Raw genomic sequence first — 21,043 nt, 5'->3', positions numbered from 1 at the left:
TCATGCCGCAGACGCTTTTCTGACGATCCCGCGCGCCATGGTGGCGAACACGACGTCGTGCAAAGGCTTCTGGGCCACCCAGTACAACTGGCCCAGCAGTCCGTCGGCGGTGAACGTGATCTTCTGCCGGTAGCGCGTGCGGTCACCCTGGCGATCGACGCGCATGTCGAGCAGCGTGCGGCCGGGCATCTTCATGTCCGCTCGCAACACCAGCTGCCTCGCCTCGTCGTCGCGGTGCACGACGGTCCAGAAGTCGACCACGTCGCCTTCGCCGACCTCGGGCGCCCGGCCGCGGTACAGCCCGATGCCGCCGAGCAGGTGGTCGATCGCGCCGCGAACCGTCCACACGAGAGGGATGGTGTGCCAGCCGTCCTTGCCGCCCAAAGTGTTCACGGTGCGCCAGACGTCTTCCGGTGACGCCTCCGTCAGCACCGTGCGTTCCTCGGTGAACACCTCGCCGCCCTCCGGCTCGGCCTCCGGGGCGGTCGCGGCGCGGATGGCGTTGTCGACGCTGGTCATGCCGCCGGGCGGTGCGGGCAGCACGTCGGTGGCGAGTGGACCGTCCGCCGCGAGGTCGTGCTCCAGCGACGCGAACAGCGGTTCCGCGACCGCCGCGCGCACCGGGGTCACCAGACCGGCGACCTGTGCGGCGAGCTTGTGCGACCACAACGGGGCGGGCACGGGCATTCGGACCGGGAGCCGCAGCACCCGAGCACACCGCTGCACCAGCTCCAGGTAGCTGAGCCGCTCCGGACCGGGCACGTCGAACACGCCGTCGACCGGTTCCGGGAGGTCCGCGGCGGCCACCAGGAGGTGCACGACGTCGGCGACCGCGACCGGCCTGCTGGTGTTGTGGATCCACGACGGCACCGGTACCCACGGCGTGAGCCGAGCGGTCGACCGCAGCAGCTCGAAGCTCGCCGAACCGGCACCGATGATCATCGACGCCTGCAGCACGAGTGCGGGCACCCGTCCCGCGGTCAGGACATCACCGACCTCGGCCCGGGAGGCGAGGTGCGCGGACAGGCCGGGGGAGTCGGGGCGGGGCCCGCCGACGTAGACGATCTGCCGCACCGCCGCGTCCGCCGCCGCCTCGGCCAGCACGGCGGCCGCATCGGCGTCGACACCGGCGAAGTCGGGCCGTTCCAGCGAGTGCACGAGGAAGTACACGACGTCGTTGCCCTCCAACGCCTCCCGGACCGCGTGCGGGTCCGTGGCGTCGCCGGTGTGCACCATCACCCTCGTGGCGAACCGCGCCGCCTGCGCGCTGTCTCGAACCAGCACGGCCACCTGGTGGCCGCGCCGGAGCAGCTCGGGCACGAGGCGCGATCCGAGGTGCCCGGTCGCGCCCATCACGAGGCACCTCGTCGGGTGCCCGTCTTCGTCGGTCGTCACCCGCATGACGTGCCCGTTCCTGGGCGAACGCAACCGTCCACCCACGAACGGATGATGACGTGGTTGCCGCGCCGGGCCGCCGGGTACCGCTCACCGGTGACGACGTCGATCGCCCTGTTCACCCGTGACCTGCGGGTCCACGACAACCCGGTGCTGCACGCCGCGGCCGCCGCGGACCGGTGCATCCCGCTGTTCGTGCTCGACGACGCGATCGTCTCGTCGGCGTTCTTCAACGCCAACCGCGCCGCGTTCCTGTCCGACTGCCTCGCCGACCTGGACCGCTCGCTGCGCGACCGCGGCGGCGAACTGGTCGTGCGCCGCGGGAAGCTCGCCGACGAGGTCGCCAGGGTGGTGCGGGCCCACGACGTCACCGAGATCCACGTCGCCGCCGACGTCAGCCGGTACGCCCGCCGCCGGGAGGAGGCCCTGGAGGCGCTGGGGGCCGACCTGCACGTGCACGACCAGTCGATCAACGCCGTCCCGCCGCTGTCGCTCACCCCGTCCGGCGGTGGCGACCACTTCGCGGTGTTCACGCCGTACTTCCGCAGGTGGGAGACCATGCACCGGCGCGGCGTCCTGCGCGCACCGGGGCGGCTGACCGTGCCCGAGATCAGCGGTGAGGCGCCGGGCAGGCTCCACCACGGCACCCCGTCACCGGAACTGGCCGCGGGCGGCGAGACCGTGGGACGCGAGCTGATGGCGGACTGGGTGCGCACCGGCGTGGAGGACTACGCCGACCTGCACGACGCCCTGGCCGACGACGCCACCTCGCACCTGTCCCCGCACCTGCACTTCGGCACGGTGTCGGTGACCGAACTGCTGGACCGCGCCGGCACCGCGTCCGAGGGCGCCCAGGCCTACACCCGTCAGCTCGCGTGGCGCGACTTCCACCACCAGGTGCTGGCCGCCCGCCCCGAATCGGCCACGAAGGACTACCGCACCCGCAACGACCGCTGGCGCCGCTCGGATCGCGACTTCGAAGCGTGGAGGGACGGCCGCACCGGCTATCCGATCGTGGACGCGGCGATGCGCCAGCTCGACCGGGAGGGCTGGATGCACAACCGGGCCCGCCTTATCGTGGCGAGCTTCCTGTGCAAGACCCTGTACCTGGACTGGCGGCGCGGTGCCCAGCACTTCGTCGACCTGCTGGTGGACTGCGACCTCGCGAACAACCAGATGAACTGGCAGTGGGTGGCGGGCACGGGCACCGACACCCGCCCGAACCGCGTGCACAACCCGCTGGCGCAGGCTCGCCGCTACGACCCGGACGGCACCTACGTCAAGCGCTACCTGCCCGCACTGGCCGATCTGGCCCCGCAGCACGTCCACGAACCGTGGACGCTGCCCGAGGAGGAACGGAAGGCGCTGGACTACCCGGCGCCCATCGTGGACCTGCGCGAAGCAGCGGACAGGTTCGCTGCAGCGCGTTCCCGGAAGCGCTGAGCGCCGTACCGGCACGGGCCCGCTCGCGTGGGGCCCGTGCCGGTACGTTCTCCGGAGCCGTCGTCAGGCGACGCGGCAGGAGACGCTGGGCCAGTTCCAGTTACCGCCGTGCGAGATGGTGAAGCCGAAACTGTTGCCGCTGCCGTTGGGGCGTGCGGTCATCACGTTCGCGGACTCCCAGCTGGCGCTGGTGTTCCAGGTGGCGATGATCCGCTGGGGTGAGCTCACCGTGACCGTGACGATCCAGTTGTCCGAGCCCGAGACGGTGACCTGGCCGTTGAAGCGGTCGCTCCACTTCTCGCCCTCGGAGTACGTCGCGGTGCAACCCCCGCCGCCGGGGTTGGACGTCGTGGTCGTGGTGCTGGTGGGCGGCGTGGTGCCGCCCGTGCCGTCGTTCAGGACGTTGAGCACCGAGGTGTAGGCGGCCTTCTTGTTGCCGTTGCCGTCGAACAGCAGCGGGGTGCCGGAGGCGCGCCAGGAGTCGGTGTCGCGGATGCCCCACACGGTGATGCCGGTGCACCGCGCCACGGCGAGACAGGCCTGCGTGACGCCCTGGTACTGCTGGGCCTGGCTGCTGCCGGAGCCTTCGATGTCGAGCTCGGTGATCTGCACGTCCACGCCGAGAGCGGCGAAGTTCTGCAGGGTGGTGTGGTAGTTGGACGGCACCGGGTTGCCGCTGTTGAAGTGCGCCTGGAAGCCGACGCAGTCGATCGGCACGCCGCGGGACTTGAAGTCCTGCACCATCCGGTACACGCCCTGGGTCTTGGCGTGCGACCAGTTGTCGGTGTTGTAGTCGTTGTAGCAGAGCTTCGCGCCGGGATCGGCGGCCCGTGCCGCGCGGAACGCCGCCTCGATCCAGTCGTTGCCGGTGCGCTGCAGGTTGGAGTCACGGCGTCCGCCGCTGCTGCCGTCGGCGAAGGCCTCGTTCACCACGTCCCAGGCGTAGATCTTGCCCCGGTAGTAGGTGGCGACCTGCGTGACGTGGTTCAGCATCGCGTTGCGCAGCGCGGTACCGGACATGTTCTGCATCCAGCCGGGCTGCTGCGAGTGCCACGCCAGCGCGTGCCCGCGCACCCGCTTGCCCTGGTTGCGCGCCTGGTTGACGATCCGGTCTGCGTTGCCGTAGCTGAACTGCCCCTGGTTCGGCTCAGTGGCGTCCATCTTCATCTCGTTCTCGGCCGTGACCATGTCGAACTCGCGGTTGAGGATCCCGGTGTAGGTCGAGTCCCCGAGCTTGTTCGCGGCCACGGCCGTACCGAAGTAGCGTCCGCTCTGCTGGGCCGCCGCGGCGAGCGTGGAGGCGGCGCCACTGGCGGGGGACGCCGAGAGGAGCGCGGCGCCCGCCGCGGCGAGGACGAGGGTGGACACGAGGGAAACCCGTGCTACTGACTTCACTGTCAGCGTCATGTTCGGCGCTTTCTGAGAAGCACTCGCGAGAACGCGAGTGGAATGGGTTCGGACGGTGCGGACTGCGCCATGTCCACATCGCTCGACTGAAACGCTGACCAGTATTAGCCGACGCCGGTCGACCCATCAAGGTGTGCTTCTCGGATCTCTGCCGCAGCACGTCTGACCTGGACGATCATCGGCAGGGAGGTGAATGCCTTTTCGAATGCCCGTCGAACGCGCAGGTGAGACCACCTGTTCGGCATGGTGGAATTCGGTGCGATTCAGCGCGTTCTGCGGGGTGTTTCGCGGCCAATTGTGTTAAAGTTTCGAAACAAGTTTCGAAAAGTGAAGCCCGGAGCCGCGCCGCTCGCCGGCCCGGCTCCGCTGGCTGCTGCAGATCATTTCCGCCAGAACAGGTGATGCGTCACGCCGCTCGAACTGGGCACGACGTCGAGGTGGAACCGGTCGAGCAGTTCGTCGGGCGACTTCCACAGCGGCACGCCGTGCCCGAGCTCGACCGGGGACACCGCGACGTGCAGGGTGTCGATGAGGTCGGCGTCGAGGAACGCCCGGATCGTGGTGGCGCCGCCGCCGATCCGGACGTCCTTGCCCCGCGCGGCCTCCTTCGCGAGCTCGAGCACGCCGGCCGGGTCACCGTTCACGAAGTGGAACGTCGTGTCGGACAGCGTGAACGACGGCCGTTCGTGGTGCGTCAGCACGAAGACCGGCGTGTGGAACGGCGGCTCGTCGCCCCACCAGCCCTGCCAGTCGTGGTTCTCCCACGGTCCGCGGTGCGGGCTGAACTTGTTGGCGCCCATGATCTCCGCGCCGATGTTGTGCGCGAAGTCGCGGGTGAGGTAGTCGTCCAAGCCGCGGGTGCCGCCGGGATCGGTGCGGTTGGGCCAGCTCGCGGTGGCGCCCGCCCACGCGAACATGGTGCCGGGGTCGGCGTGGCCGAACGGCCTTTCGAGAGTCTGGTCCTCGCCGGCACCGAACCCGTCGCTCGACACGACGAAGTTCTGGACCTTCACCAGCTGGGTCATGGGGCATCCTTCCGTTCCCAGGTGTCGATGGTCAGACCGCGGTGGCCGCGTGAACTCATCGGTCCTGGTCGGGAAGCGTGTCACAAAGTCCGGAGTTCGCCCGGTCACCGCTACGGGAACAGCACGATCCGGCCGAACACCTCACCCGCGTCCATCTTCCGGTGGGCGAGCTCGGCCTTCTCCAACGGCAACCGCTCGTGCACCAGGGCACTCAGCTCGCCGCGGGTGACGGCGGCGAACTGTGCGGTGCGCACGGCGCGCTTGCTGGACTCGGGCACCGTGTTGGCGCTGAAAGTGGCGAACGACAACGACCTCTGGAACAGCTCGACGATCCGCGAGCCGAAGGGGTCCGGCGGCTCGCCGCCGACGGCGCCGACCACGACCATGCGCCCGTTCGGCTCGAGCCTGTCGAAGAACGACGGCAGGTCCTCGCCCGCCACGACGTCGATGATGACGTCGTAGCCGGCGGGGGAGTCGTGGCCGGCGCCGGAGCGGTCCAGGACGTGGGTGGCGCCCAGTGCGCGAAGCCGGTCGCCGCGCTCGGCGGACGACGTGGTGACGGCCACCGCGCCCGCGCCACCCTGCGCGGCGAGCTGAACCGTCATGATGCCAAGGCTTCCGGACGCGCCCCGCACCAGCACGGACTCGCCGGGAGCGAAGCGGGCGTGCGCGAGCCCGAAGTGCGCCACCACCCCGGCGCTCCCGAGCGCCACGGCATCGGCGGCGGACAGGCCCGCGGGAAGAGCGACGACCTCCTCCGCCGCGGCCACCGCGTGCTCGACGTACCCGCCGCCGAGGCCGGTGTGCGCCCACACCCGCCGGCCGACCCACGACGTGTCCACACCGTCGCCCACCGCCGTCACCGTGCCCGCGACCTCGCTGCCGAGGACATGGCCTTCCCGGAAGCCGTACGCGGCGAGATCGCCACGCCGGATCACGACGTCGACCCCACCCACCCCGGTCGCCTCGACCTCGACCAGCACCTGCCCGTTCGCGGGACTCGGCGTCGCGAGGTCGACGACCTCCATGCCCTCGGGACCACCGAACTCCCGCACCACAACAGCTCTCATGACACCGAAGCTAAACGGACGCACCCGTCCGCTTGGCTAAAGTGAGAGCATGGCCGGCCATTTGTCTCAGAAGGTGCGTTCCGACGCCCGCTACAACCGCGACCACATCCTGGACGTGGCCCGCGAGGTGTTCGCCGCCGAAGGCCTGAACGCGCCCATGCGCGAGGTGGCCCGGCGCGCCGGAGTCGGCCCCGCCACCCTGTACCGCCACTTCCCGACCAAGGAGGCGCTGGCCACGGAGGCGTTCTCCGACCAGATGCAGGCGTGCGACGCCATCCTGGCGGAAGGGCTCGCGGACCCCGATCCGTGGCGAGCCTTCCGCACGGTGATCGAGAAGATCTGCGAGGTGCACGCCCGCGGCTTCACCACGGCCTTCACGGCGAACTTCCCCCACGCGATCGACTTCGCGGCGCACAGGGAACGCTCGCTCGTCTCGATCGCGGAACTCGCCCGCCGCGCCAAGCGAGCCGGCGGGCTGCGCCCGGACTTCGTGCTGGACGACCTGATCCTGGTCCTCATGGCCAACGGCGGCATCCACGCCACCTCGGAGACCACCCGCGCCGCCGCCTCCCGGCGCTTCGCGGCACTGGTGATCCAGGCGTTCCAAGCCTCGCCCACCCACACCCCGCTGCCGGCGCTCCGGTAGTCCAGTGTGGACTTTCCGTGCTTCACCCGGTCGTGTGGTCCGGGCTACTCGGGCTCGATGACCAGCAGCCGGAACGTCGTCGACGGCGACTCGCGCCCGCACGTCTGCACCATGTGCCAGGCCAGGTTGCCGGGACCGTTGTCCGCCTGAGGCAGCCGCTGCCTGCTGATGCCGAGCACACCGTCCGGGCTCTTCTCGAGGACCTCCGGCGTGCCGACGAGCACCGCGATGCCGAAAGCCAGCACGTCGGCGCGCAGGTCGTCGTCCAGGTCGTCGGTGAGCCCGATCTTGCACTGCGGCTCGCCGTTCGCACCGGAGCCGACGCCGACCAGGCCCGCGAGGCCCGCGCTGTGCGCCACGGGCACCTCGAACACGCGGATGTCCGTGCCCATCGCCAGCGCCATCAGTCTGGCCGTCGGCGTGGTGAGCAGGGGGTCGTTGATGGCGGCGCCGCCACTGCGTGCGGGGTCGTTCCTGCGCTGGCCCATGATGCGTCAGATCGTACTGCGGACGACGCCACCCTATCGGGTGATCGTTCAGTGCCTTGTCAACCGGTGGACGCCACGACCCACAGACCGGCTCAGGACTCTGCGGGTGGATGAACGGGTCGACCCGGTAGACGGCGAGCAGCAGGGTGCCGGTGTCCAGGCCGACTCCGTGGCGTCGCGCGATGCCGGCCGTGTAATGGCGCAAGCGGTGGCTCTCGACGTAGATGAAGATTCGAGCGACCTCGCCGGGACAGGCGGCCAGCCGGTAGAAGTCCTTGAGGACTTGGCCCAGGGCCGAGGTCCACGGTGCGTTCATCTGTTCCGGCTCCCTCGGAGCTTCGACTCGATCAAAGCGGCCGGCAGAGGCCGTCCAGGTAGCCGCGCAGTTCAGCGGCTACCGAAACCCCCGCCGCACCGGACGGCAACCCGAAGCGCCTCACAATCCACAATGGACTCGAATGCGCAGTGGCGCGATCCGGTAGCCTCGTCCTGTATGCAACCTGGGGGTGTGCATGGACAACGCTGACCTGCGGCCCGTCCTGGACCGGATCCGCGAAGGTCTCGCAGGGATACCGGGAACAATCGGCCTGGCACTGGGCGGATCCCGCGCCAGAGGCACCGCCAGCCCGAACTCGGACATCGACGTGGGCCTGTACTACGACCCGGCCGACCGAGTCGACTTCGACACCCTGCTGAGCGCGATGGCGGAACTGGACGACCGAGGCGCCGTGGACGGCTTCGGCCGGTACGGCGAGTGGGGGCCGTGGATCAACGGCGGTGTGTGGCTGCGGATGGCGGACACGAAGGTCGACGTCCTGCTGCGCGACGTCGCCAAGACCCGTCAGGTGCTCGAAGACTGTGCTGCCGGGCGGATCGACATCCACTACCAGATCGGTCATCCGCACGGGTTCTGCACCGCGATCTACGCGGGCGAGGTGTTCCAGAACGTGCCGTTCCACGACCCGGAGGGCATGCTGGCCGGGTTGCGCTCACTGGTCGACCCGTACCCGGAGCGGTTGCGGGCGGCGGTGATCGAGAGGTTCGGCTGGGAGTCGGGCTTCTCGTTGTCCACCGCGAAGTCCGCGGCCGAGCGCGGTGACGTCGCGTACGTGACGGGCTGCGCGTTCCGGACGGTCTCGTGTCTCACGCAGGTCGTCTTCGCCGCCGAACGCCGGTATCTGACGAACGAGAAGGGTTCGGTGGCCATGGCGGACGGGTTCGCGGCGGCGCCCGCGGGATTTGCCGAGAGGGTCGAGAACGCGCTGGCGGCGCTGACGCACTCGCCGCAGGGTCTGGGGTCGGCTCTGGAGCAGTTGCGGGCGCTGCACGACGACGTGCTCCGCCATGACCACCGGTGACGACGACGTGCGGGCCGATGTCGGGCTCGCGGTCCGGGCCGCGCGGTACCGGTTGGACGTCCTCGACCTGATCCGTTCGGCGGGCGGTGGGCACACGGCGGGCAGTCTGTCCTGTGTGGACGTTCTGACGGTGTTGTACGAACGGGTGTTGCGCATCTCGCCGGAGACTTTGCGGCACCCGGAGCGGGACAGGTACGTGCAGAGCAAGGGTCACGCGGTGGAGGCGCTGTACGTGGTCCTCGCGGGAGCGGGGTTGCTCGACCGCGCCCTGCTGGGCACCTACCTGAGGTTCGGCACGAAGCTGGTCGGCCACGCGACCAGTTCCGTGCCGGGGATCGAGCAGTCCACGGGGGCGCTGGGGCACGGGTTGTCCATCGGTGTCGGCATGGCGATCGCGGGACGGCAGAACGGGTTCGGCTACCGCGTGTTCGTGCTGCTGGGGGACGGCGAGCTCGCGGAGGGGTCGGTGTGGGAGGCAGCGATGTCCGCTGCCCACCACGGCCTCGGCAACCTGGTGGCGATCGTCGACCGCAACCGCCACCAGATCGCGGGTCCGACCGCGGAGATCATGAACTCCGAGCCGCTGGCGCAGAAGTTCGCCGCCTTCGGCTGGACGGTGCACGAGATCGACGGGCACGACCTCGTCCAGATCGAGCGCACCCTGTCCTCGGCGCCCGCGGTGCCCGGCCGCCCGACGGTGGTGCTGGCGGACACCGTCAAGGGCAGCGGCATCTCCTACATGGAGCACGACATCCGCTGGCACCACAGGGTGCCGGACGACGAGGAGTACGCCATCGCGCGCCGGGACGTCGAGAACCGCATCGCGGAACTGAGGGGGCGGGCATGAGCCGGCCCACCGCGGGGCCGGGGCTCGCGAACCTCGAGGTGCTCGACGCGACACTGCGCGACCTCGCGCGGTCCGACCCGGCCATCCGGGTGCTCACGGCGGACTCGCGCGTCTCGGGCAGGCTCGGGCCGTTCGCCCTGGAGTTCCCTGACCGGGTGGTGGAGCTCGGGATCGCCGAGCAGAACCTGGTCGGCGTGGCCGCCGGGCTCGCGTCGTGCGGGATGAAGCCGTTCGTGGTCTCGCCCGCCTGCTTCTTGACGGCCAGGGCGCTCGAACAGATCAAGGTCGACGTGGGCTACAGCGGCAACTCCGTGCGGCTGATCGGGATCAGCGCGGGGATCAGCTACGGCGCGCTCGGTGCCTCGCACCACTCCATCGCTGACTTCGCGGCACTGCGCGCCACCCCCGGCATCCCCGTCGTGGCGCCCGCCGACAACTGCGAGGCGGAGGCGGCCATCCGGCTGGCGGCGGCCGTCGACGGCCCCCTGTACGTCCGGCTCGGGAAGCGGGCCTTGCGGTGCGTGCACGGGTCCGCGTCCGAACCCGTGGCGGTCGACCGTGCCACCCGCCTGCGGACCGGGGCCGACCTCGGCATCATCGCGACCGGCGAGACGGTGGGCATCGCCCTCGGCGCGGCGACGGCGCTGGCGCTCGACGGAGTCGAGACGACGGTCGTCAGCATGCCGATGGTGCGACCGCTCGACACCGCGACGTTGTTCGACGTCGCGCGGCGTGTTCGCGGGCTGGTCGTCACGGAGGAGCACAGCGTCCACGGAGGCCTCGGCGAGGCGTGTGCGGCGGCGCTCATGACCGAGGGGATCCCGGTGCGGTTCCGAGCGCTCGGCATCCCGGACGAGCCCATCGTCAACGGCCCGCAACTGGACGTCCTGGCGCACTACGGCATCGGCACCGACCCACTCGCCGCACTGGCCCGCGAGCTGCTCGACAGAAATCCGCCACGTTCAAGCACGCTCTGACCTGCACGTTCTTCGAGCCACGGCAGGGCGGCCGCAGCGGCCGGCCCTTGTGTCCTCCGCCCGCTCGTGCCTATATTTGCCGAAACACCAGAATGTAAGCGCTTACATTACACAGAGTGACATGTAAGCGCTTACATCAACCAGTCGGTGACGAACAGGGCGGCGAGCAGCGCAGATGGGAAAGCCAGCACCCGAGGCCAAGCCGGGAGCGACGATCTACTCGGTCGCCGAGCACGCCGGCGTCAGCATCGCCACCGTGTCGCGGGTGCTGCAGGGCGCGGCGGTCGTCGCCGAGGCCACCCGGCAGAAGGTGCTCACCGCCGTGGACGAGCTCGGCTACACGCCGCTCGGCGCCGCACGCAGCCTCGCGGTACGGCACCACGAGGCGCACGGGCTCGTGCTGCCGGAGCTGTCCGGGCCGTACTACGCCGAGCTGCTCATGGGTTTCGAGGCACGCGCCGCCGAGCTCGACCAGTCCGTCGTGCTCGTCCTCACCGGCAGCCGTACCGACCTGGTCGCGGCGGTGCGGCAGCTCGCGACCAGGGTCGACGCCATCGCCGTGTTCGGATCGGCGGCGATCCCGGCCGACGTGGTGCGGATGCTGCGCGCCAAGAAGCCGGTCGTCGTCATCGCGGGCGAGCCGCACGACGGCATCGAGGCGGTCGCCGCGGAGAACCTCGGCAGCGCGAGGGAACTGGCCGGGCACGTGCTGGACCACGGCCGGCGGCGGGTGCTGTTCGTCGGTGACCCGGACAGCGGGCCCGACGTCCGCAACCGGCACGCCGGTTTCGTCGCCGCGCACCGGGACCGCGGGCTCGACGCGGCGGAACCGGTCCGGGTCGCGCTGAGCGAGGCCGACGGTGCCGCGTTCGCACGGCGGTTGCTCGCGGGGGAGCACGAGGCGGACGCCCTCATGTGCGCCAACGACGAGCTCGCGCTGTCGATCATGACGGCGCTGCAGGACGCGGGCAGGGACGTGCCGGGCGACATCGCGGTGGTCGGCTGGGACGACGTCATGACGTCGCGGTACGTGCGGCCCGGGCTCACGACCGTGCGTCAGCCCGTGCACGAACTGGGTGCGCTGGCCGCGAGCCGCCTGCACGAACTCGTGAGCGGTGAGCCGCCGCGGGAGGACGCGCAGACGCTGCCGACGCAGCTCGTCGTGCGCTCCTCGTGCGGCTGCGCCTGATCACTCCGAAGACGAAGGCCGAGAGGAAGCGAGAAGCAATGGCGCGCAGGACTTCCAAGACGCTCGCGGGGGTGTCAGCCCTGGTGCTGGTCCTCGCCGCCTGTGGGCGCGGTGACGACCCGGCCGGTGGCCAGGCGGGCACCGACGTCGCACAGGGGCCCGCTACCGGCACGATCACCGTCTGGGCCATGGGCGCGGAGGGGGAGAAGCTCCCGGCGCTCGCGGAGGAGTTCGAGAAGGCCAATCCCGGCGTCGACGTCCAGGTGACCGCGATCCCGTGGGACGCCGCCCACAACAAGTTCACCTCGGCCATCGCCGCGGGCCAGGTGCCCGACGCGGCCATGGTGGGGTCGACGTGGATGGGCGAGTTCGCGGGCATGGGCGCACTCGACCCGACGCCGTCCTCGATCGACAAGGGCTCGTTCTTCGACGGCGCCCAACGAACGACCGAAGTGGACGGGACGTCCTACGGGATTCCCTGGTACGTCGAGACGAGGCTCCTCTACTACCGCAAGGACCTCGCCAAGACCGCCGGGTACGAAACGCCGCCGAAGGACTGGCCGGGCCTGAAGGAGATGGCGAAGGCCATGCAGGCCAAGGCCGGCGCCAAGTGGGGCATCGGACTGCAGCCCGGGGGCACCGGTTCATGGCAGTCGTTGCTGCCCTTCGCGTGGTCGAACGGCGCCTCGCTGACCAAGGACGGCGGCGGCGCCTACAACTTCGACAGCCCGGAGATGCGGGAGGCGCTGGAGTACTACGGCTCGTTCTTCGCCGAGGGCATCGCGGACAAGGAGGCGCCCGCGCAGCCCACGACCGAGCCGGACTTCGCCAGCGGGCGCGTGCCGATGTTCATCTCCGGCCCGTGGATGATGTCCGCGGTCGAGAAGGTCGGCGGCGAGGGCTTCAAGGACAAGTACGACGTCATGCCGATGCCGACGAAGAAGACCTCGTCGAGCTTCGTCGGCGGCTCGGACTTCGTCGTGTTCAAGGAGACGAAGAACCGCGACTCCGCCTGGAAGTTCGTGCAGTGGCTGGCGAACCCGCAGACGCAGGTGAAGTGGTACCAGCGGTCGACCGACCTGCCGTCGGTCAAGAGCGCCTGGCAGGACCCGGCACTCACCGCCGACACCAAGCTCGCGACGTTCGGCAGGCAGCTCGACACGGCGCAGTCGCCGCCGACCTTCGCCACGTGGGAACAGGCGATCACCGCGCTCGACACGGAGGTCGAGAAGGTGGCTCGTTCGGGCGCCGACGCGGCCGGTGCGCTCAAGGCCGCCCAGTCCGCCGCGGACTCCATCGGTACCGGCAAGTGAGCTCGCCCGTCGCGGTGCGCCGCCGTGGAGTGGAACGGGCGGCGTGGTTCCTCGTCCTCCCGTTCTGCCTGCTGTTCGGGATCTTCACGGCGTGGCCGGTGCTCCAGTCGCTCTTCATGAGCTTCACCGACACCCGGAACCGGGACCTGCGCTCGCCGTTCGCGGTGGAGTTCGTCGGGCTGGAGAACTACGTCAAGGCGTTCGCCGACCCGCTGTTCCGCACGGCGGCGGCGAACACCGCGTACTTCGTGCTGGTCGGCGTGCCGCTGACGCTGGTCATCGCGCTCACCGCGGCGGTGGTGCTGGACAAGGGGATCACGCGGTTCCGCGCGTTCTTCCGGCTGGGCTTCTACACCCCGGTGATCACCTCGATCGTCGCGGTCGCCGTGGTGTGGAGGTTCCTGCTGCAGGACGAGTTCGGGCTGATCAACACCGTGCTCGGCTGGGTCGGTGTCACGGGCCCGAACTGGCTCGGCGACCCGGACTGGTCGATGCCCGCGCTGATCCTCATGGCCGCGTGGCGCAACTTCGGCACCGCGATGATCATCTTCCTGGCCGGGCTGCAGGCCGTTCCGCCGTCGCTGCACGAGGCGGCGTCCATCGACGGCGCCGGTCCGGTGCGGCGGTTCCGCTACATCACGCTGCCGTTGCTGCGCCCGACGCTGCTGTTCGTCTCGGTGACGACGGCGATCGGCTACCTGCAGTTCTTCGAGGAGCCGTACGTCATGACCAACGGTGGCCCGCTCAACTCGACGATCTCCGCGTCGATGTACACCTACCGGCAGTTCGGGTTCGGCAACTACGGCTACGCCTCCGCCATGAGCTACCTGATCTTCGTCGTCATCGCGGTCGTCACGTTCCTGCAGTTCCGGCTGTTGCGCGAGAGGGGATGACATGACCGCAAGCCGCACGAGGAATCGTTGGTGGATCTACGTTCCGCTCACGGTCGCGTTCGTCGCCGTCGTCTCGCCGTTCGCCTGGATGGTCCTCGGCAGCTTCAAGGGCGAGGGCGAGATCCGGGCCAACCCGCCGACGTGGCTGCCCGAGGCCGCCTCGCTGGACAACTACACGCAGCTGTTCGCCCGCCTGCAGTTCGGGACGTACTTCCTCAACTCGGCGATCGTGGCCGTGCTGGTGACCGCCGGCAACCTGATCTTCTGCTCGATGGTCGGCTACGCACTGGCGATGCTGGAGTTCCGGGGCAAGCGGGCGCTCTTCGTGGTGGTCATGGCCACCCTGATGATCCCCGGCGTCGTCACGTTCGTGCCGCTGTACGTCCTCGTCGTCAACGCGGGCCTCGCGAACTCGCTGCCCGCGCTGATCCTGCCGTTCCTCGTCTCGCCGTTCGGCGTCTTCCTGATGCGCCAGTACATCGTGGGCCTGCCGAAGGAACTGCTCGACGCCGGACGGGTGGACGGCGCCGGCGAGGTGCGCATCTTCGCCGGGATCATCCTGCCGCTGTGCGGCCCGGCGCTCGCCACGCTCGGCATCCTCACGTTCCTGGGCAGCTGGAACAACTTCCTGTGGCCGCTGGTGGTGGCGCAGCAGGAGAGCGAGTACACGCTCCCGGTCGCGCTCGCCCTCTACTCGACCGGCCAGAACTCGATCCAGTACGGCCTGCTGCTCGCCGGGGCCACGATCGTCGTCGTCCCGGTCCTGCTCGTGTTCCTCGTCTTCCAGCGGCGCTTCATCGAAGGCATCGCGACCACCGGCATCAAGTGAGAAGTCCGAAGGGGACTCACATGACATCGCCAGCCAGGATCAGCCGCCGAACCCTGCTCGCCGCGAGCGCGGCCGCACTCGCCGTTCCCGCCTCGGCCGTCGCCGCGCCCAGGCACGCCGACCCCGTCCGGATCCGGGGCTGGGCCCGCGACACCTGGCGCAGCCTCGTCGCCATGACCCCGGCGAGCACGGGCCTGCCCGCCGACAACATCCCCGAGTCGCTCGCCCCGGCCGACCGCTCGGGCTACACCTCGCCGACGAACGTCGGCGGCTACCTGTGGTCGACGGTCGTGGCCCGCGAGCTCGGCTTCATCACGCAGGGGGAGGCGTCCGCCCGGCTCGTCCGCACGCTGTCCACAGTGGAACGGATGGAGCACCACACCGCGAGCGGCATGTACTTCAACTGGTACGACGAAGCGAATGGGAAGGCGTTGCGCGCCTGGCCCGGCACCGGTGCGACGGTTCACCCGTTCTGCTCCAGCGTGGACAACGGCTGGCTCGGCGCGGCACTGCTGGTCGTGGCGGAGTCCGACCGCGCCGCGGCAGGCCTGGCGCGGCGGATCTTCGCCCGGATGCGGTGGGACGCCTTCTACAACCCCGGCGACGACCCCGCGCACCCCGTGCGGCCGGGTGGACTCATCCACGGCGGGTTCTTCCCGTTCGACCACGACCGGCCGGGCGGGGTGTACCAGGGCACGCACATCGGCGGCGACCCCGTGTGGCTGACCACGCACCACTACGACACCACGGTGTCCGAGACGCGCATCACCAGCTACCTCGGCATCATCACGGGCCAGATCCCGCCGAAGCAGTACTTCGCGATGTGGCGGACCCTGCCGGCCTCGTGCGACTGGTCGTGGCACGAGATGCAGCCGGTGGGGGAGAACCGGAACTACTACGGCATCGACGTCTTCGAGGGCGCCTACACCTACCGCGGCATGCGGATCGTGCCGGGCTGGGGCGGCTCGATGTTCGAGGAGCTCATGCCCGACGTGTTCGTGCCCGAGGCGAGGTGGGCGCCGCGGTCGTGGGGCCGCAACCACCCGCTGCACGTCCGCGCGCAACGCGAACACGGGCTGCTCGAGGCGAAGTACGGGTTCTGGGGCTTCAGCCCGTCCAGCAACCCGGCCGGCGGGTACCGCGAGTACGGCGTCGACGCGCTCGGCATGGGACCCGGCGGCGAGCCGGGGAACCCCGCCAGCGGCTACTTCTCCGACCAGGAGATGACGAACTACGACGCGGGCTTCGGCACGTGCCGCCCGGCCACCGCGCCCACACCGGTCTTCGGCGACGGCGTCGTCACCCCGCACGCGGCGTTCCTGGCGATGATGCACGAACGCGACGAGGCGTACACGAACCTGGTGAAGATCCAGGAGGACCTTCGCGCCTACGGGACGGGCGGGTTCTTCGACGCGGTCGCCGTGCGGTCGGGCACCATCGCGCGCCGCTACCTCTCGCTGGACCAGGCGATGGTCATGGGCGCGATCGGGAACGTGCTGTGCCGCGACGTGATCCGCAGGGCGTTCTCGACACCGGCGGTGGAACGCGCACTGCGCCCGGTGATCGGTGTCGAGGAGTTCGGCGCGAGCCGAGTTCGATGAGTGGTGGAGGTAATGGCATGCGGCCGGTTCGGCTGATCTCCGAGGACGGTGTCGGGTACCGCGACCTCAACGGCAACGGCGTCATGGACCCCTTCGAGGACCCGCGGCTGCCCGTGGCCGAACGGGTCGAGGACCTGCTGGGCCGTCTCTCGCTGGAGGAGAAGGCGGGCCTGCTGTTCCACACCGTCATCGAGGCGGGCGCGGACGGCACGGTGAAGGAGGCCCCCGGCGACATCAGCAAGTCGCCGACGAGCGTGGTGGTGACGCAGAAACACCTGTCGCACTTCAACGTGCACGCGCTGCACGACGCACGGATGGCGGCACGCTGGTACAACAACCTCCAGCTCATCGCCGAGAGCACACCGCACGGCATCCCGGTCACGATCTCCACCGACCCGCGGCACGCGTTCATCGAGAACGCCGGGGTGTCGTTCAGCGCCAAGGCGTTCTCCCAGTGGCCCGAGTCGCTGGGACTCGCCGCGCTGCGCGACCCGGCCCTGGTGCAACGGTTCGCCGACATCGCGCGGCAGGAGTACGTCGCGGCCGGCATCCGCTGCGCCCTGCACCCGGCGATCGACCTGGCCACCGAACCGCGCTGGGCCCGGCAGGCCGGCACGTTCGGCCAGGACAGCGCCCTGACGGCGGACCTGGCCGTGGCGTACGTGCGCGGTTTCCAGGGCCCGTCACTGGGTCCGGAGTCGGTCGCCTGCACCAGCAAGCACTTCCCCGGCGGAGGCCCGCAGAAGGACGGCGAGGACGCGCACTTCCCGTACGGGCGCGAGCAGGTCTACCCCGGTGGCCGGTTCGCCGACCATCTAGCCCCCTTCCGCGCCGTCGTCGAGGCGGGCACCGCGGCCGTGATGCCGTACTACGGCATGCCGATCGGCCTGGAGGTGGACGGCGAGGCGATCGCGGAGGTCGGGTTCGGCTACAACCGCCAGGTGGTCACCGGGATGCTGCGCGAGGGCCTCGGCTTCGACGGCGTGGTGCTCACCGACTGGGAACTCGTCATGGACAACCACGTGGGGGACAAGGTTCTCCCCGCCCGCGCCTGGGGCGTCGAACACCTCGACGCGCACGGCCGGATGGAGCTGATCCTCGAGGCGGGTGCCGACCAGTTCGGCGGTGAGGAATGCGTCGAGGTGCTGCTGGAACTGGTGGCGCAGGGACGCGTGAGCGAGGCCCGCATCGACGAGTCGGCGCGCAGGCTGCTCAGCGTGAAGTTCCGCCTGGGTCTTTTCGACGACCCGTTCGTGGACGAGGACCGCGCGGCGGAGATCGTGGGCCGGCAGGACTTCCGCGACGAGGGCCACGCCGCGCAGGCTCGGTCGGTCACCGTCCTGCAGGCGGGGGAGGACGCGGCACGGTTGCCGCTGAGGCCCGGCCTGAAGCTCTACGTGGAGAACGTCTCGCCCGAGGTCGCCGCACGGCTGGGAACCGTGGTCGCCACACCGGAAGAGGCGGACGTCGCGCTGGTGCGGCTGATGGCCCCGTTCGAGCCGCGGTCGGACCTGTTCCTGGAATCGTGGTTCCACCAGGGTTCGCTGGAGTTCCCGCCGGGCCTCGGCGCGCGCCTGGCCCGGATCTCTGCGGCCTGCCCGCTGGTCGTGGACGTGACGCTGGACCGCGCCGCGGTGCTGACACCGTTGCTGCAGGTCGCGTCGACGCTGTTGGTCAGCTACGGCACCACCGACGAGGCCCTGGCCGACGCGCTGTCGGGGGTCGTCCCGCCGGAGGGCAGGCTGCCGTTCGACCTGCCGCGTTCCATGGAACAGGTGCGGCGGCACCCCGAGGACGTCGCGGGTTACGAGGACCCGCTCTTCCCGTTCGGGCACGGGTTGTAGGCGCAGGTGTATCCCGGCGCGCGGCGGGTATGCGTCGCCGGGAGGTACATCGATGCGAATCCTGGTGTTGCGGGCACTCGGACTGGGCGACCTGCTCACCGCGGTGCCCGCACTGCGCGGGCTGCGCCGCGCGTACCCCGGTGCCGAGATCACGCTCGCCGCGCCCGCCTGGCTGGCCGGCGCGGTGGCGAGGATCGACGCGGTCGACCGGCTGCTGCCGACCGACGGCCTCACGCACATCGAGTACGACAGCCCTGATCTCGCCGTCAACCTGCACGGACGCGGACCGCAGAGCGTCGAGCGGCTGATGGCCACGCGGCCCCGGCAGCTGATCACCCACGATGGGTGGCCGGAGGATCGGCACGAGGTGCTGAGGTGGTGCGATCTGCTGGAACAGCACGGAATCCCATGCGACGCCGATGATCTGCGGCTGCCCGCGACCGGACCGCGAACCGAACGGATCGTGGTCCACCCAGGGGCGAGCCACGGTGCGCGCCGGTGGCCGGTGGAGCGGTTCGCGGCGGTGGTCGGGGAACTGGACGGCCACGACGTCGTGGTGACGGCCAGCCCGCCCGAACTGGAAGCGGCTCGCCGGGTCGTGCCCGAACCCGTGTGCGGGAGCCTCGCCCAGCTGCTCGACCTCGTAGCCACGGCCGGACTCGTGATCTGCGGCGACACCGGGGTGGCGCACGTCGCGACCGCCTACGGCACGCCGTCCGTCCTGCTGTTCGGCCCGATGTCACCGAGCCTGTGGGGCCCGCGGTCCGGGCCGCACCACGTGCTGTGGCACGGCGGAACGGGTGACACGCTCGCCTCCGAGCCGGACCCCGGTCTGCTGCGGATCACGGTGGACGAGGTCCTGGCCGCGGTGAGGGACTTCCGGCTGGTCACGGCAGGCCGAGGTGCACGACCTTGACGGTGGTCATCTCGTCGAGCAGTTCGGGCCCGTAGCCGAACCCCGTGCCGGACGCGCCACGAGGCTGAGCCGCGCCACCGGGAGCACCACCGAACACCGCGTTCACCTTCACCGTCCCGACCGGGAGCGCACGCCAGGCCTTCTGCGAGTGCTCCATCGACCGGGTCAGCACCGTCGCCGCCAGGCCGTACTCGCCGGAACACGCCTCGCGCAGGCCTTCGTCGAACGACGGCACCACGCAGATCGGCGCCACCGGGCCGAACGTCTCCTCGCGCATGATCCGCATGTCCGGCGTGCAGCCGGTGAGCACGGTGGCCGGGTAGAACGCACCCGGTCCAGCCGGGACCTCGCCGCCGGTCAGCGCCCGCGCGCCGGCTTCGAGCGCTTCGGCGACCTGGGCGTGCACGAACTCGCGATGCCTGTTGTCCACCAACGGTTGTGCGCCGGCCGTCCATTCCTTCGCGCGAGCGCACAGCGCGGTGACGAACGCCTCGGCGACGGCCTCGTGCACGTAGATCCGTTCCACGGACGTGCAGAGCTGGCCCGCGTTGGTGAAGGCCCCGAGCGCCGCCTGCTCGGCCGCCCACTCCGGATCGACGTCCGCGTCGACGAGCAGCGGGTCGTTGCCCCCGTTCTCCAGCAACAACTTCGCCCGCGACGCCTGCGCGATGTCCCGGCCCGTCCTGGTGCTGCCGACGTGGGCGACGAGGTCGACGTTCTCACGCACGAGCTGCGCGCCCGTCGCTCCGTCTCCGATCAACGTCCGCAGCACGTCCTCCGGGAAGTGGGGCCGCAGCACCGTGTCGAGCAGCATGCCGGTGTGCGGGCAGCGTTCGCTCGGCTTGTGCAGCACGGCGTTCCCCGTGACCAGTGCCGCACCGAGCAGTCCGCACGCGACGGCAACAGGGTCGTTCCACGGCGTGAGCGCCACTACGACACCGCGCGGTTCCGGGATCATGAAGTCCACGGCGGAACCGAGCAGCGACCGTCCGCGGTGGACCGGGCCGAGCTCGGCGTACTGCTCCAGCGTGGACACCCCCGCGAGCACACCTTCCCGTGCCGACGCGAACGGCCTGCCCGTCTCGGTCTGCACCACGGTCGCCAGGTCACCGGCCCGCAACCGGAGGTCCGCAGCGGCCGCCTTCACCGCCGCACCGCGTTCGGCCGCGGACGTGGCGGCCCAGGCGGTCTGCGCTTTCCTGGCGGCCGCCACCGCCGTGGCCGTCTCGGTCTCGGAGGCGGCCGGGAGCCAGCCGACCAGCTGACCGTCGAGTGGGCTGTGGACGTCGATGGCGTGGGTGGCGGTCATGCGGTTCGGGTACCCGGACGTCCCGGTCGAAACATGGAGGAAGCATGCCCGGACGAGAGGAACTCCCCAGCACCCTGGCGCGCTCGTCGAAGAAGGCGCAGCGGACCTGGATCGCGGCCCACGACTCGGCCGTGGAGACGTACGGAGAGGGTGAACGTGCACACCGCACGGCGTTCTCCGCGTTGAAGCACTCGTTCGAGAAGGTCGGCGACCACTGGGAAGCGAAGGACGAGAAGGGACCGTCCGATCCCCAGGCGGCCAGGAGCACGCCGGAGCAGGGCGAGACCGCCGGTGGGGTGGACGCGAACGCGAGCAAGGAACACCTCTACGACATCGCGAAGCGGCTGAAGATCGGCGGCCGGTCCCGGATGAGCAAGGACGAGCTGGTCGAGGCGATCGGCAAGGCGAACGACCGGGCGACGGCGGCCGCCCGGTCGTGAAGACCCTTGTCACCGCGGGCGACGGGCTCTGACTCGGCGTGTCGGGAATCGCT

At 70.4% G+C, this 21,043-nt stretch carries 19 protein-coding genes; 13 read left to right on the top strand and 6 right to left on the bottom strand.

What is annotated here, in order from left to right:
* Positions 1 to 1,440, bottom strand: coding sequence for a DUF2867 domain-containing protein (locus tag DFR72_RS02845; RefSeq protein ID WP_143086660.1), 1,440 nt, complete (start codon positions 1,438 to 1,440; stop codon positions 1 to 3).
* A gap of 9 nt (positions 1,441 to 1,449) precedes the next feature.
* On the opposite strand from DFR72_RS02845, the gene DFR72_RS02840 reads away from it, so the two are divergent.
* On the top strand, positions 1,450 to 2,838 hold the full coding sequence (locus DFR72_RS02840) for a cryptochrome/photolyase family protein (protein WP_245982459.1): 1,389 nt from the start codon (positions 1,450 to 1,452) through the stop codon (positions 2,836 to 2,838).
* A gap of 63 nt (positions 2,839 to 2,901) precedes the next feature.
* On the opposite strand, the gene DFR72_RS02835 is transcribed toward DFR72_RS02840, so the two are convergent.
* The 3 genes from DFR72_RS02835 to DFR72_RS02825 all read right to left on the bottom strand — a co-directional run bounded on the left by DFR72_RS02835 (position 2,902) and on the right by DFR72_RS02825 (position 6,340).
* Entirely contained in the window at positions 2,902 to 4,245 is a 1,344-nt protein-coding gene (locus DFR72_RS02835) for a glycoside hydrolase family 10 protein (RefSeq protein ID WP_090064173.1), read from the bottom strand.
* 380 nt (positions 4,246 to 4,625) lie between these two features.
* Positions 4,626 to 5,270: a dihydrofolate reductase family protein gene (locus tag DFR72_RS02830; protein ID WP_090064174.1), complete on the bottom strand. Its 645-nt coding sequence runs from the start codon at positions 5,268 to 5,270 to the stop codon at positions 4,626 to 4,628.
* Between the two features lie 110 nt (positions 5,271 to 5,380).
* On the bottom strand, positions 5,381 to 6,340 hold the full coding sequence (locus DFR72_RS02825; protein WP_090064175.1) for a zinc-binding dehydrogenase: 960 nt from the start codon (positions 6,338 to 6,340) through the stop codon (positions 5,381 to 5,383).
* 49 nt (positions 6,341 to 6,389) lie between these two features.
* On the opposite strand from DFR72_RS02825, the gene DFR72_RS02820 reads away from it, so the two are divergent.
* Entirely contained in the window at positions 6,390 to 6,986 is a 597-nt protein-coding gene (locus DFR72_RS02820) for a TetR/AcrR family transcriptional regulator (RefSeq protein WP_090064176.1), read from the top strand.
* 44 nt (positions 6,987 to 7,030) lie between these two features.
* Here DFR72_RS02820 and DFR72_RS02815 read toward each other — a convergent pair whose 3' ends face one another.
* Positions 7,031 to 7,474, bottom strand: a complete 444-nt coding sequence (locus DFR72_RS02815) for a hypothetical protein (RefSeq protein ID WP_090064177.1) — start codon at positions 7,472 to 7,474, stop codon at positions 7,031 to 7,033.
* A gap of 512 nt (positions 7,475 to 7,986) precedes the next feature.
* Between DFR72_RS02815 and DFR72_RS02810 the strand changes: the two genes are divergently transcribed.
* The 10 genes from DFR72_RS02810 (at position 7,987) to DFR72_RS02765 (ending at position 19,241) form a co-directional block, all read left to right on the top strand.
* On the top strand, positions 7,987 to 8,832 hold the full coding sequence (locus DFR72_RS02810) for a nucleotidyltransferase domain-containing protein (RefSeq protein ID WP_114773583.1): 846 nt from the start codon (positions 7,987 to 7,989) through the stop codon (positions 8,830 to 8,832).
* The gene (locus DFR72_RS02805; protein ID WP_090064179.1) at positions 8,819 to 9,679 is read left to right on the top strand and encodes a transketolase; all 861 of its coding nucleotides are present in this window, start codon (positions 8,819 to 8,821) and stop codon (positions 9,677 to 9,679) included. Before DFR72_RS02810 ends, DFR72_RS02805 begins: the two co-directional genes overlap by 14 nt.
* Complete coding sequence (locus tag DFR72_RS02800) at positions 9,676 to 10,656, top strand: transketolase family protein (RefSeq protein WP_090064180.1); 981 nt, start codon at positions 9,676 to 9,678, stop codon at positions 10,654 to 10,656. The genes DFR72_RS02805 and DFR72_RS02800 overlap by 4 nt, the downstream gene beginning before the upstream one ends.
* A gap of 175 nt (positions 10,657 to 10,831) precedes the next feature.
* Positions 10,832 to 11,845: a LacI family DNA-binding transcriptional regulator gene (locus DFR72_RS02795; protein WP_090064181.1), complete on the top strand. Its 1,014-nt coding sequence runs from the start codon at positions 10,832 to 10,834 to the stop codon at positions 11,843 to 11,845.
* Between the two features lie 38 nt (positions 11,846 to 11,883).
* On the top strand, positions 11,884 to 13,158 hold the full coding sequence (locus DFR72_RS02790) for a sugar ABC transporter substrate-binding protein (protein WP_090064561.1): 1,275 nt from the start codon (positions 11,884 to 11,886) through the stop codon (positions 13,156 to 13,158).
* Positions 13,155 to 14,051 (top strand): carbohydrate ABC transporter permease, encoded by an 897-nt coding sequence (locus DFR72_RS02785; RefSeq protein WP_211335271.1) that lies wholly within the window; start codon positions 13,155 to 13,157, stop codon positions 14,049 to 14,051. Before DFR72_RS02790 ends, DFR72_RS02785 begins: the two co-directional genes overlap by 4 nt.
* A 1-nt stretch (position 14,052) precedes the next feature.
* Positions 14,053 to 14,880 carry a carbohydrate ABC transporter permease gene (locus DFR72_RS02780; RefSeq protein ID WP_090064182.1) on the top strand — a complete coding sequence of 276 codons (828 nt, stop codon included), beginning with the start codon at positions 14,053 to 14,055 and terminating at the stop codon, positions 14,878 to 14,880.
* 20 nt (positions 14,881 to 14,900) lie between these two features.
* On the top strand, positions 14,901 to 16,481 hold the full coding sequence (locus tag DFR72_RS02775; protein ID WP_090064183.1) for a glucoamylase family protein: 1,581 nt from the start codon (positions 14,901 to 14,903) through the stop codon (positions 16,479 to 16,481).
* A 17-nt stretch (positions 16,482 to 16,498) separates the two neighbouring features.
* The gene (locus DFR72_RS02770; protein WP_090064184.1) at positions 16,499 to 18,325 is read left to right on the top strand and encodes a glycoside hydrolase family 3 protein; all 1,827 of its coding nucleotides are present in this window, start codon (positions 16,499 to 16,501) and stop codon (positions 18,323 to 18,325) included.
* A gap of 52 nt (positions 18,326 to 18,377) precedes the next feature.
* Entirely contained in the window at positions 18,378 to 19,241 is an 864-nt protein-coding gene (locus tag DFR72_RS02765) for a glycosyltransferase family 9 protein (protein ID WP_090064185.1), read from the top strand.
* On the opposite strand, the gene DFR72_RS02760 is transcribed toward DFR72_RS02765, so the two are convergent.
* Complete coding sequence (locus DFR72_RS02760; protein WP_090064186.1) at positions 19,213 to 20,550, bottom strand: aldehyde dehydrogenase family protein; 1,338 nt, start codon at positions 20,548 to 20,550, stop codon at positions 19,213 to 19,215. The genes DFR72_RS02765 and DFR72_RS02760 overlap by 29 nt on opposite strands.
* A 44-nt stretch (positions 20,551 to 20,594) precedes the next feature.
* Between DFR72_RS02760 and DFR72_RS02755 the strand changes: the two genes are divergently transcribed.
* Entirely contained in the window at positions 20,595 to 20,990 is a 396-nt protein-coding gene (locus DFR72_RS02755) for a ChaB family protein (protein ID WP_090064187.1), read from the top strand.
* The last annotated feature ends 53 nt before the right edge of the window (positions 20,991 to 21,043 follow it).

The organism is Lentzea flaviverrucosa, from assembly GCF_003350445.1.
Taxonomy (GTDB): Bacteria; Actinomycetota; Actinomycetes; order Mycobacteriales; family Pseudonocardiaceae; genus Lentzea; species Lentzea californiensis.
This window is presented reverse-complemented; position numbering and strand designations above follow the sequence as displayed.